The sequence below is a fragment of the Heyndrickxia ginsengihumi genome (assembly GCF_011008565.1).
Lineage (GTDB): Bacteria > Bacillota > Bacilli > Bacillales > Bacillaceae_C > Weizmannia > Weizmannia ginsengihumi.
In genome coordinates this window covers 30,623-43,168 of record NZ_JAAIWK010000019.1, presented here as the reverse complement: position 1 = coordinate 43,168, position 12,546 = coordinate 30,623, and the positions used below count along the sequence as shown (strand labels likewise).

Annotated in this window: 13 protein-coding genes; 12 read left to right on the top strand and 1 reads right to left on the bottom strand. The window is 35.0% G+C overall.

What is annotated here, in order from left to right:
- Window positions 1–237: 237 nt before the first annotated feature.
- Window positions 238–912, top strand: a complete 675-nt coding sequence (gene cmk, locus G4D61_RS11970; protein ID WP_025729077.1) for a (d)CMP kinase — start codon at window positions 238–240, stop codon at window positions 910–912.
- Between the two features lie 130 nt (window positions 913–1,042).
- Window positions 1,043–2,182 carry a 30S ribosomal protein S1 gene (gene rpsA, locus G4D61_RS11965; protein WP_025729079.1) on the top strand — a complete coding sequence of 380 codons (1,140 nt, stop codon included), beginning with the start codon at window positions 1,043–1,045 and terminating at the stop codon, window positions 2,180–2,182.
- 80 nt (window positions 2,183–2,262) lie between these two features.
- On the opposite strand, the gene G4D61_RS11960 is transcribed toward rpsA, so the two are convergent.
- Entirely contained in the window at window positions 2,263–2,394 is a 132-nt protein-coding gene (locus G4D61_RS11960) for a YpzI family protein (RefSeq protein WP_081750023.1), read from the bottom strand.
- Window positions 2,395–2,494: 100 nt separating this feature from the next.
- Here G4D61_RS11960 and G4D61_RS11955 point away from each other — a divergent pair, with 100 nt between their 5' ends.
- From G4D61_RS11955 to ndk, 10 genes are all read left to right on the top strand, one after another.
- A complete protein-coding gene (locus G4D61_RS11955) occupies window positions 2,495–3,097 on the top strand; it encodes a YphA family membrane protein (RefSeq protein ID WP_163174043.1) in 603 nt (200 codons plus the stop codon).
- Window positions 3,098–3,188: 91 nt separating this feature from the next.
- The gene (gene der, locus G4D61_RS11950) at window positions 3,189–4,499 is read left to right on the top strand and encodes a ribosome biogenesis GTPase Der (RefSeq protein WP_163174041.1); all 1,311 of its coding nucleotides are present in this window, start codon (window positions 3,189–3,191) and stop codon (window positions 4,497–4,499) included.
- 18 nt (window positions 4,500–4,517) lie between these two features.
- Complete coding sequence (locus tag G4D61_RS11945; RefSeq protein WP_025729084.1) at window positions 4,518–5,570, top strand: NAD(P)H-dependent glycerol-3-phosphate dehydrogenase; 1,053 nt, start codon at window positions 4,518–4,520, stop codon at window positions 5,568–5,570.
- 686 nt (window positions 5,571–6,256) lie between these two features.
- Entirely contained in the window at window positions 6,257–7,735 is a 1,479-nt protein-coding gene (gene spoIVA, locus G4D61_RS11940) for a stage IV sporulation protein A (RefSeq protein ID WP_025729086.1), read from the top strand.
- 597 nt (window positions 7,736–8,332) lie between these two features.
- Complete coding sequence (locus tag G4D61_RS11935) at window positions 8,333–8,605, top strand: non-specific DNA-binding protein Hbs (protein ID WP_025729088.1); 273 nt, start codon at window positions 8,333–8,335, stop codon at window positions 8,603–8,605.
- A gap of 292 nt (window positions 8,606–8,897) precedes the next feature.
- Window positions 8,898–9,128, top strand: a complete 231-nt coding sequence (gene mtrB / locus G4D61_RS11930; protein WP_025729090.1) for a trp RNA-binding attenuation protein MtrB — start codon at window positions 8,898–8,900, stop codon at window positions 9,126–9,128.
- A gap of 109 nt (window positions 9,129–9,237) precedes the next feature.
- Complete coding sequence (locus tag G4D61_RS11925; protein ID WP_025729092.1) at window positions 9,238–10,056, top strand: heptaprenyl diphosphate synthase component 1; 819 nt, start codon at window positions 9,238–9,240, stop codon at window positions 10,054–10,056.
- Window positions 10,057–10,059: 3 nt separating this feature from the next.
- Window positions 10,060–10,764 (top strand): demethylmenaquinone methyltransferase, encoded by a 705-nt coding sequence (locus tag G4D61_RS11920; protein WP_025729094.1) that lies wholly within the window; start codon window positions 10,060–10,062, stop codon window positions 10,762–10,764.
- Window positions 10,765–10,783: 19 nt separating this feature from the next.
- Window positions 10,784–11,746: a heptaprenyl diphosphate synthase component II gene (gene hepT / locus G4D61_RS11915; RefSeq protein WP_035354057.1), complete on the top strand. Its 963-nt coding sequence runs from the start codon at window positions 10,784–10,786 to the stop codon at window positions 11,744–11,746.
- Between the two features lie 292 nt (window positions 11,747–12,038).
- Entirely contained in the window at window positions 12,039–12,485 is a 447-nt protein-coding gene (gene ndk, locus G4D61_RS11910; protein ID WP_025729098.1) for a nucleoside-diphosphate kinase, read from the top strand.
- Window positions 12,486–12,546: the final 61 nt, after the last annotated feature.

The following is a 12,546-nucleotide window of genomic DNA, read 5'->3' as shown; positions in this document are numbered from 1 at the left end:
TAAATAAGTGAGAGATGAATGGTTTAAATAGCTATTGTCCATCACAAGACGAAGGCATGAATGGATATAAAAGAGTAATTGTTGTAAGCACTTGAATGGAAGAAATGTAAATAACGATCGGTGAGTTTTTTCACTGCTCGTATAAATGTGCATACGTTTTATGTTAGAATGGATAATGATAATGTCATTTCAAGTTCGATAGATTTGTTGTAACAACTTAAGATTGGGTGAAGGTAAATGAAAAAAATAAATATCGCTATTGATGGTCCAGCAGCTGCTGGAAAAAGTACTGCTGCAAAAAAAGTAGCGGAAAAATTAAATTACATATACATTGATACAGGTGCAATGTATCGTTCGTTAACATATAAAGCGCTACAGCATCAAATTGATGTGGAAGATGAGAAGGCATTAACAAACTTACTAGTTGCCACTACCATTACACTATTGCCAAGTGACGAAGGTCAAGTCGTTTTAGTTGATGGCGAAGATGTAACGCTTAAAATTCGCGAACGTGATGTGACGAATTCAGTATCATTCGTTGCCAAGCATCAAACTGTCCGTGAAGAAATGGTTCGACGCCAAAAAGAATTTGCAGAAGATGGCGGAGTTGTCATGGATGGTCGTGATATAGGAACGCATGTTTTGCCGAATGCAGAGTTAAAAATTTTCTTACTTGCAAGTGTAGAAGAACGTGCTTTAAGAAGACATGCAGAAAACTTGGCGAAAGGCTATGAATCGGATTTGGAGCAATTAAAAGCTGAAATTGCTAAACGTGATAAATTAGATTCTGAACGTGCTATTTCCCCATTGCGAAAAGCTGACGACGCAATTGAGCTTGATACAACTAGTATGACGATTGAAGAAGTTGTTGATAAAATGCTTTCGTTGGCTAAAGCAAAAATAACAGAATAAAGTATTAATTCATCTTATTCAGGTTCTTTTCTTGACAAATTATCATATTTATTAGAAGTTTATAATAAGAGATTTTTCCTTGTGAAAGAAATGGGTTAAATTTTAGCCGTTGGATAAGGAGGAAGTACATATGTCTGATGAATTAAATAATATTGAAGTGAAGTCTTTTAATGTAGGGGATAAAGTTAAAGGGATCGTAACGAAAATTGAAGAAAAGCAAGTAATTGTATCAATTGAAGGAAGCAAAGTGGATGGAATTATTCCAATAAGTGAGCTTTCCAATCTTCATATTGAGCAGGCAGCAGATGTTGTTCAGGAAGGTGAAACGCTTGATTTAGTCATAACAAAAGTTGAAGAGGACGCCGTTATCCTTTCAAAAAGAAAATTGGATGCCGAAAAAGCATGGGAAGATTTAAAACAAACATTTGAAGACGATGAAGTGATTGAAGCAACCGTTAATGAAGTAGTAAAAGGCGGTTTAGTCGTTGATTTAGGTGTTCGTGGTTTTGTTCCTGCATCTCTCGTTGAAGATCATTTTGTTGAAGATTTTTCTGATTATAAAGGTAAAACATTACTGTTCAAAATTGTTGAGCTAGATCAGGATCAAAATCGTTTAATTCTTTCACATCGTGCAGTTGTTGAGTCTCAAAAAGAAGAACAAAAACATGCGATTCTAGACCGTATTGAAGCAGGTCAGGTCCTTGAAGGAACTGTTCAAAGATTAACTAATTTTGGAGCTTTTGTAGATATAGGCGGGGTCGATGGACTCGTACATATTTCACAGCTCTCTTATGAAAGAGTTGAATCTCCTTCTGATGTATTAAAAGAAGGTGAAAAAGTACAAGTAAAAGTGTTATCCGTTGATCGTGATAATGGCAGAATTTCATTATCAATCAAAGAAACTTTGCCTGGTCCATGGAAAGATGTTGAAGAGAAAATGAAAAAAGGCTCTGTTCATACAGGAACTGTAAAACGATTAGTTTCATTCGGAGCGTTTGTTGAAGTTCTTCCAGGTGTTGAAGGTTTAGTGCATATTTCGCAAATATCTCATAAACATATTTCTACTCCGCACGAAGTGTTAAAAGAAGGACAAGAAGTGAAAGTAAAAGTTTTAGAAGTGAGTGAAAGTGAACATCGTCTTTCTTTAAGTATGAAAGAACTCGAGGAAAATGATACGCAAATAGATTATGAACTACCAGAAGAAACGACTGGCTTTCAGCTTGGGGATGTAATAGGTGACCAGCTGAGAAAATTAAGAGATCAATCATAATAATAACAGTTTTCTAACACCACATTCCATTAATATATAGGCAAATCAAACTTATATATTGATGAATGTGGTGTTTTATTTTATTTTTGTCTTTTTCTTGCTTCATCAGGTCCCTCTAATCGTGTAGCACCGCCGTAGTGCAAAGCTTGATCACGATCACTTTCAACTTTGCCGCTCTCTCTTAATTTTTTCTCTTGACGATCTTTTCCCAAGTAAATCACCTCCTATTTTAGTATGTCTTAAATTAAGTTTCTTTATCACGATTAGACTTTTGTAATCTTTCCTATAATGATCAATAGGAGGGGTTATATTGTGAGTGGAATATTATGTTTAGGTGTACTGTGGGCAATATGGATAACTGCTACTTTTTGGATGGATAAGGATCGTAAGGAAAGATTTCCAATTGCCTTTTGTTCATTAATATTAATGATCTCATTTTCATACAAAATTCAATTATTTCATGTGGAAGTTCAGCTACCAGCGGTTATACTGCTAATAATAGGCTATTATTATATTGCACACTTTAAATATCGAAAAATACTCTATATGCTTATCTCTATATTTATTATCATGATTGGATATGCAGGATTATTATTAATCGAGTTGTATGATCCAGTCTGGATTGTGATCAACCGAACAATTATGTATAGTATTTTGTTTTTCATGTTTGCCCAGCTACTTGCTTCAGAATCTATGTTCATCGGAATTACAATCGTATTAATGGGGACGATTCATGGCGAATTTTTATACGCACATATATTGCATAAATGGGATTTACAGCAAACAGCTGGGTCATATGCTTATTTAGATTGCTGTGCAGCATTTGTATTAATCGAATGCAGTTGGGTATTAGTAAGCCGTGTGTTTTCTTCATTGTCTATGAAAGATATTGTTGAAAAAGATAAGCAAGGATAGCTTTCCCTCTATTGCTAAGAAAGGATATTATTGTTAAACTACTAAAGTTGAAGAAGTTATACTAATAAATTAAAAAGAGAGGGTGAATCATGTGACAAAACCAGTTGTTGCAATTGTTGGACGCCCAAATGTTGGTAAGTCGACAATCTTTAATCGCATTGTCGGAGAAAGAGTCTCAATCGTTGAAGATATCCCAGGAGTTACCCGGGATCGAATATATAGTTCTGCGGAATGGTTAACACATGAATTTAACATTATAGATACTGGTGGAATTGACATTGGTGATGAGCCGTTTTTGGAACAAATTAGACAGCAGGCCGAAATTGCCATTGATGAGGCTGATGTCATTATTTTCATTGTTAGCGGAAGAGAAGGCGTTACATCTGCTGATGAGATGGTTGCAAAAATTTTATATAAATCAAAAAAACCAGTTGTGCTTGCGGTAAATAAAATTGATAATCCTGAAATGAGAGACCAAATTTATGACTTTTATGCACTCGGTTTTGGGGAGCCATTCCCAATATCTGGAGCACATGGGATTGGTCTAGGAGATTTGTTAGATGAAGTTGCGAAACATTTTCCTAATAAAGATGATGAGGAATATGATGACGATGTCATTAAGTTTTGTTTCATCGGGCGTCCGAATGTCGGAAAATCTTCGCTTTTTAATGCAATTTTAGGAGAAGATCGTGTGATCGTCAGCGATGTTGAAGGGACTACTCGGGATGCAATTGACACGATCTATACGTATGACGGTCAAACATATGTTATGATTGATACAGCAGGTATGAGAAAAAAAGGGAAAGTATACGAATCGACGGAGAAATATAGTGTCCTTCGTGCGTTACGTGCAATTGAACGATCAGATGTAGTTTGTGTTGTATTAAACGGTGAAGAAGGGATTAGAGAACAAGATAAACGAATAGCTGGGTATGCGCATGAAGCTGGGAGAGCAGTTATTATCGTTGTAAATAAATGGGATGCTGTCGAAAAGAATGAAAAAACGATGAAGGAATTTACCGAGAAAATTCGAGATCATTTTCAATTTTTAAGTTATGCACCTATTATTTTCGTATCAGCTAAGACAAAAAAACGTCTTTCAAACTTATTCCCATTAATTCAAACTGTTAGCGAAAGTCATGCAATGCGTGTTCAATCAAGCATTTTGAATGAAGTGGTTACGGATGCTGTAGCAATGAATCCGACACCAACAGATAAAGGCCGAAGATTAAAGATTTACTATACAACACAAGTTGCTGTAAAGCCGCCTACTTTTGTCATTTTCGTTAATGATCCTGAGCTTCTTCATTTTTCATATGAGCGCTTTTTGGAAAATCGAATTCGAGATGCATTTGAATTTACGGGTACACCAATTCGAATTATTGCACGGGCAAGAAAATAAATAAAAGAGGTGTTTGTTTTGGGTAATCTAAAAGGCAACATAGCGGTATTAGGCGCTGGAAGCTGGGGAACAGCCCTTTCAATGGTATTGGCAGACAATGGGTATAGTGTTCGTTTATGGGGATATAAACAAGAACAAATCGATGAAATTAACGAAAAGCATACAAATGAAAAATATTTGCCGAATATTAAGTTGCAGAAAGAAATTGTTGGCTATACTTCGCTTTCTGATGCTTTAGCAGGGATTGACGAAATTGTATTAGCCGTACCGACAAAGGCTATTAGAGATGTGTTAAAGCAACTGATTGAAATTTTAAAAACGCCAATTACGATTATACATGTAAGCAAAGGAATTGAACCAGATACTCTAATGCGTATTTCTGAAATCATAGAAGATGAAATGCCTGCATCATTATTAAAAGATGTTGTTGTTCTTTCTGGTCCAAGCCATGCAGAAGAAGTCTGTTTACGCCATCCTACAACGGTCGCTGTTTCTTCTGAAAATTTAGAAGCAGCGAAAAGAGCGCAAGATTTATTTATGAACTCGCATTTTCGCGTCTATACAAATACAGATATTATTGGAGTTGAAATTGGCGGGTCTCTAAAAAACATTATTGCATTAGCTGCCGGCATTTCTGACGGATTAGGGTATGGAGATAATGCAAAAGCAGCCTTAATTACAAGGGGGCTTGCTGAAATTACTCGTCTTGGCATTAAAATGGGAGCTAATCCATTGACGTTTTTAGGACTTGCAGGAATTGGGGATTTAATTGTAACTTGTACAAGTGTGCATTCCCGCAATTGGCGTGCAGGAAATTTACTTGGAAAAGGTAAAAATCTTGATGAAGTTTTAGAAAGTATGGGTATGGTTGTTGAGGGCGTGCGAACAACGAAAGCAGCTTACCAGCTAGCAGAAAAATACGATGTTAAAATGCCGATCGTAGATGCTCTCTATCATGTGTTATTTAGTCAACTTGATCCAAAAGCGGCAGTTGATAACCTCATGGGCCGTATGAAAAAACATGAAATGGAAGACCTGGAGGTCATGATTGATACACAAGTACAAAAGTAAATAATGTGGCGTTTATATAAATGATTATCGTTATTCTATAATACTTAAGGGATTCTTATTGCAACTAGGCTTTCTTAGGATGCAAACTAGAAAAAGTTTGCATAAACTGCAGTGAAAGTTAAAATGCTTTAAACATGCGGTGTGGGTTGATGTCCCTTTTTAAACTGAAGTAAAGCTGACGCTCCTTTACTTCAGTTTTTTGTTTAACAGATGTTATTTTTACCGTTATTTTAAAGTGCTTATGAATGTGATAAATATATAACAAAAATTATTTATTAAATGTTTTTCGCTTGTAGCACTGTAGACGAGAACAGTTCATGAATCCTCCCCTATGTTCATTAGGGGCAAAAAAATATAACAGTATCATAAACAAAGTTGTCATATCCTTTCTTCTTGTCAATATATTGTAGAAGAAAGGATTTATTTTTTTTATGGCTTAGTTAAACAATATTGTTGGTAAACGTCATTTTTGGGTCCATTCGTGTGAAACAGGTGTATTACATACCCCTCATTATTTCGCTAATGGGATCAATGGACTAAAACATCAGCAACGTGATTTAACAGAGCCTTTTTATAAAAAAATATTTTTATAGTCATAATTATATAGGACAACATCATACACATATAGTGTCCAACCATAATTGAAGGATGTAATGTCCCGGGAACTAATGTAGGGAGGGAATCTCTTGGAAAAGGTAGATATTTTTAAAGATATCGCCGAACGCACAGGTGGTGATATCTATTTAGGAGTAGTTGGTGCAGTAAGAACAGGAAAATCAACATTTATTAAAAAATTCATGGAATTAGTAGTACTGCCGAATATTACAAACGAAGCTGATAGAAATCGAGCACAAGATGAATTGCCACAAAGTGCTGCTGGAAGAACAATCATGACAACAGAGCCCAAATTTGTGCCAAACCAAGCGGTAACCGTACATGTTGATGAGGGACTTGATGTGAATATTCGACTCGTTGATTGTGTGGGCTATACAGTCCCAGGTGCAAAAGGGTATGAAGATGAAAATGGGCCACGTATGATTCATACACCATGGTATGAAGAGCCAATTTCTTTTCACGAAGCAGCTGAAATTGGTACAAGAAAAGTAATACAAGAGCATTCGAGCATTGGGGTTGTTATTACAACAGATGGCTCTATTGGAGAGATTCCAAGAAGTGATTATATTGAGGCTGAAGAACGTGTCATTCAAGAACTTAAAGAAGTCGGTAAACCATTTATTATCGTTATTAACTCTGCAAAACCATTTCATCCAGAAACAGACGCACTGCGAAAAGAACTACAAGAGAAATATGATTTACCAGTCATTGCGATGTCAGTTGAAAGTATGCGTGAAGCAGATGTATTAACTGTTTTGCGTGAAGCATTGTATGAATTCCCAGTATTAGAAGTAAATGTAAATCTTCCTAGCTGGGTTATGGTGCTAAAAGAAAATCATTGGTTACGAGAAAACTATCAAGAGGCTGTGAAAGAGTCTGTTAAAGATATAAAAAGACTTCGTGATGTTGATCGTGTTGTCCAATCATTTAATGAATACGATTTTATTGATAATGCTAGTCTTGCTGGAATTGAAATGGGTCAGGGTGTTGCGGAAATTGATTTGTATGCCCCTGATGAACTATATGATCAAGTATTAAAAGAAATTGTCGGGGTTGAGATTCGCGGAAAAGACCATTTATTAGAGTTAATGCAAGATTTTGCGCACGCAAAAACAGAATACGATCAAATCTCTGATGCTTTAAAAATGGTAAAACAGACAGGCTACGGTATTGCTTCTCCGAGTTTACAAGATATGAGTTTAGATGAACCGGAAATTATTCGTCAAGGATCTAGATTTGGTGTTCGACTTAAGGCAGTTGCACCATCCATTCATATGATCAAAGTCGATGTAGAATCTGAGTTTGCGCCAATAATCGGTACAGAGAAGCAAAGTGAAGAGCTGGTCCGCTATTTGATGCAAGACTTTGAAGATGATCCGCTTTCAATTTGGAATTCAGATATTTTTGGCCGGAACTTAAGTTCAATCGTTCGTGAAGGGATTCAAGCAAAACTATCGCTTATGCCTGAAAACGCGCGTTATAAGCTAAAAGAAACGTTAGAAAGAATTATCAATGAAGGCTCCGGCGGACTCATTGCGATTATTCTTTAAAACTTCTTCAGTTTGTTAAGTTCATAACGCAAAATGAACATTCTGCAACATCATGCAGGATGTCTTTTTTTGTTTTTTTCTAAAGAACGTTGTTTTTAAACTTAAAGAGTAATTGATTTCACTCCAGGATACTTGTGTCTTTAAAAGATGGTTGATTAAGTAATGTTGTTCACTTTTTTTGTTCAGAAAGAAGTTGATTGGGGAGAGGAGTGGAAACTAACTACTCCATCATCGTGAAAAAGTTATCAATGTCATATCGTGAATCTGTAGTTTGATTGAAATAATTGTACATTTAAATGATTTTCTCCATTTTGAATAATCTTAACTTAACCATTGTTTACAGCATATTTTATACTGAAAACTACTAAATTTGCTCCTTGACTAGAAAAACATATGGCAAATAAAGAAAAGTTTACCTCTATTCGCTAATTATTCTTGCTAAGCGAAAACGATTATGATAATCTTTTAACAGAATTGGTGTTGACCGAAAACTACCGATTCTATTCGGTTTAAACGTTTATAATTAAGTAAAACCGTATAAAATGAAAATAAGATTTGAAATTGGTCAACAAGTTCTCTTTAGAGGAGGTGAAAGTAATGAATAAAACTGAATTAATCAATGCTGTAGCTGAGGCTACTGAACTTTCTAAAAAAGATACTACTAAAGCTGTTGATGCTATTTTCGAAGCAATTCAAAATGCATTAGCAAGTGGCGATAAAGTACAACTAATTGGTTTTGGTAACTTCGAAGTTCGTGAACGTGCTGCCCGTAAAGGTAGAAATCCACAAACTGGTGAAGAAATCGAAATTGCAGCAAGTAAAGTTCCTGCGTTTAAACCAGGTAAGGCACTCAAGGATGCAGTAAAATAATTACATATGTTCACTTTGAGTGATTTAAAGGACTGCTAATGTGTGTTAGCAGTCCTTTTTTAAATGTAAGTTAGTAAATATCGCCGTAAAGGCAACTAAATTAGAGACTGGATAATCTATCATTTTGTTAACGACCTTCGTATAAAAATGATAACGTGTTATGTTCGTGAGCTTTTCTCAAAGACAGATACTGAATTTTGCCCCTGTTTCACTACTATGATATGATTAAGTGTAGTGTCAGTATCAGTACATCGTTCGTTTTAATTTGCTTAAAAATGAAAGAGGGATATAAATGAAAAATGCTTCAAATACAGATTTTGTGGTAATTAAAGCTTTGGAGAACGGAGTTAGTGTTATTGGTCTTTCAAGAGGTTCTGATACAAAATTGAATCATACTGAGAAATTAGACCGTGGTGAAGTATTAATTGCCCAATTTACTGAGCATACGTCAGCAATTAAAATTCGCGGCAACGCCCAAATTATGACAAGCATTGGTGATGTTGAAAGTAAAGATGAAAAATAATCTTTCATGCTGAAATGTAGAATTTGAGAACATCTTAACTCCTATTTTACATTTATGCTATAATATTTTACGACTATCTAAACAAAGAAAGAAATGGGGATTAAGGGTTATGTCAGTGCAAGTAAGTCAACAACAAGTTGCAGCAATAAAGGAAAGCATTCGTAAAGAGGTCACACAAGATTATTTAAAAAAATACATTGAAACACCATACATAGATGAAGACCGTATATTGCTTTTAATTAGCAGCATCGCGAATCAAACGATTACGGAGCATGAAAAGGAACAATCTATTGTAGCAACTATGTTAATACAAATTGCCCTTGATACCCATGAGAAAATAACTAATTTAGACGAAGCACTTAAAAATCGCCAATTAACAGTACTAGCAGGAGACTATTTTAGCAGTTTATATTATAAATTGCTTTCTAATATGAGCAATGTACAATTGATCAATATTTTGGCAAAAGCCATTCAAACAGTTAATGAATATAAAGTACTGGTCTATAAAATGGAAGCTACGGATATAGATGGATTTATTGATAATTTAAAGAAGACAGAATCGATCATTGCAACAGAATTTATACAATTTTTTGATGGCAACTCTTCGTTTGTATCTTTAAGTGAAGAAATGCTTTTACTAAATAGACTTATAAGAGAGAAAGAAAAAGCTATATCGGGGAAGCATTCTATTTTATTTGAAGCATTAATCAACTTCTGTCTGCCAAATATCGAATTATCTTTCCAAAAATTAAAAAGGGACTTAAAAATAGAGCTGTTTAAAATTGCCAATCGTTACATAGAACAAAGCATGCAATGTATTGAGAAGGAAATAGCAAACCTTCCTACAATTAATTCATTACTAAACCAACGGATTAAATCATTAATTCAGCGTACAAATACTACAAGTATAATTTTGGAAGAAGGGTAAGCAATGCCGACGAAGGAAGAACGTGTTCATCGAGTTTTTGAAAAGATTTCGGATAACTATGATCAAATGAATTCAGTCATTAGCTTTAAACAGCATAAAAGATGGCGTAAAGATACAATGAAAAAAATGGCTGTTAAGAAGGGTGCGACGGCACTAGATATTTGCTGCGGAACAGCAGATTGGACAATTGCTTTAGCGGAGGCAGTTGGAACAAATGGCAAAGTCTATGGCCTTGATTTTAGCGAAAACATGCTTGAAGTTGGAAGGAAAAAAATAACTCAATTAGGTCTTAGCCACGTTGATTTAATTCATGGAAATGCAATGGAGTTGCCTTTTGAGGATAACTCATTTGATTATGTTACGATCGGCTTCGGTTTAAGAAATGTTCCAGACTATATTCAAGTGTTAAAAGAAATGTATCGTGTATTAAAACCAGGTGGAATGGCTGTATGTCTTGAGACCTCACAGCCAACGCTAATTGGGTATCGTGAGCTATATTATTTATATTTCAGCCATATTATGCCAATGCTTGGAAAGCTTTTTGCAAAAAGTTATAAAGAATATTCATGGCTTCAAGAATCAGCTAAAAATTTTCCTGGTATGAAAGAATTAGCTTTAATGTTTCAAAAAGTAGGATTTGAACGCATTATTTATAAGCCATATAACGGTGGAGTGGCTGCCTCACATATCGGTTACAAACAGAAATGACAAGCTGGGTGGAGAAAATATGAAATTACAACTGACGTATTCGTTTTTAAAAACGGATATTGACCTAATTGAAAAAGAACTTGAGGCTGCCATCAAATCGGACTCCGCTGTCATACAGAAAGCCTCGTTAAATTTACTAAAAGCAGGTGGCAAGCGTATTCGCCCTGTTTTTGTACTGCTTGGTGCAAAATTCGGAGATTATCATATTCAACAAGTAAAAAATGTTGCTGTCGCCCTAGAATTAATTCATATGGCAACACTTGTGCATGATGATGTGATCGATGATTCCGAATTGCGAAGAGGAAAACCAACAGTTAAAGCTGAATGGGATAATCGGATTGCTATGTATACGGGAGACTATATTTTAGCAACTGCACTTCAATATATGACAAAAATAGATAATATTTTGGCACATCAAGTGCTGTCAAATTCACTTGTTGAAGTTTGTATTGGGGAAATTGAACAAATTAAAGATAAATATCGATTTGATCAGCATTTGAAAGATTATTTGCGCCGTATAAAAAGAAAAACTGCTCTTTTAATTGCAATTAGTTGTCAACTAGGAGCAATTTCAACAAATGCAGAAGAAAAAGTGCATCGTACGCTATTTCGTTTTGGCTACTATGTTGGGATGAGCTATCAAATTATTGATGATATACTTGATTTTACAGGAACCGAAGAGCAACTAGGCAAACCGGCTGGTGAGGACTTAAGACAAGGGAATATAACATTACCAGCTTTATTTGCAATGGAAGATGAGCGGATAAAGAAGAAAATTGAGAGAGTACACGAACATACTACAAAGGAAGAAATGTCAATCATTATTCAATCAATTATTGATTGCGGTGCAATTGAAAGATCATACGAAGTAAGTCAAAAGTATTTGAAAAAGGCGCTTGAAACATTAGACATGCTTCCAAATCAGAGAATTAAAAAAACGTTAGCACAATTAGCGAAGTATATCGGAAAGAGAAAATTTTAATAGAGATATGAAGTGGCGATTAGTGAAGTAAATAATACTTCATTAATCATTACTTGAATAAATTGTGAAGCGCTTCCAAAAATTGTTGCGAAAAGCTAGAATGAATGATACTATTTTTATGGTACATATATCAGTTTTTTATATAGGTTCTGTTAAATCATTGCCTTTCTATGCCTATTTATAACTTTATAGAGTAGCCCTGTTTCATCTAGGGATTGCTCGTGATAAGGCAGAAAAATATCGCTAATGATTATATAACAGAATCTTACATTTAGGATTGGAGTGAATAGCGTTGGAAAAAACATTTTTAATGGTAAAACCAGATGCTGTACAACGACATTTAATTGGAAACATTGTTTCACGGTTTGAAGCAAAAGGATTTCGTCTTGTTGGTGCGAAATTAATGAAAATTTCAAATGAGTTAGCAGAAAAACATTATGCAGAGCATAAAGATCGTCCATTTTTTGGTGAACTTGTTGAATTCATTACTTCTGGACCTGTATTCGCAATGGTATGGGAAGGCGAAAATGTTATTAAAACAGCACGCCAAATGATGGGAAGCACAAATCCAAGTGATGCGGCGCCGGGTACAATTCGCGGTGATTATGGGGTAGTAGTGCGTAAAAATATTATCCACGGTTCAGATTCAGAAGAAAGTGCAGCACGGGAAATTTCATTATTTTTTAATGAGGAAGAACTTCTTCAGTATGACCGTCCTGTAGATGGATCAATATATTAAGCTAGATTTGAAAAGATTGACGATTTTTCATAATCGTCAATCTTTTTTTATGTTAAAATAT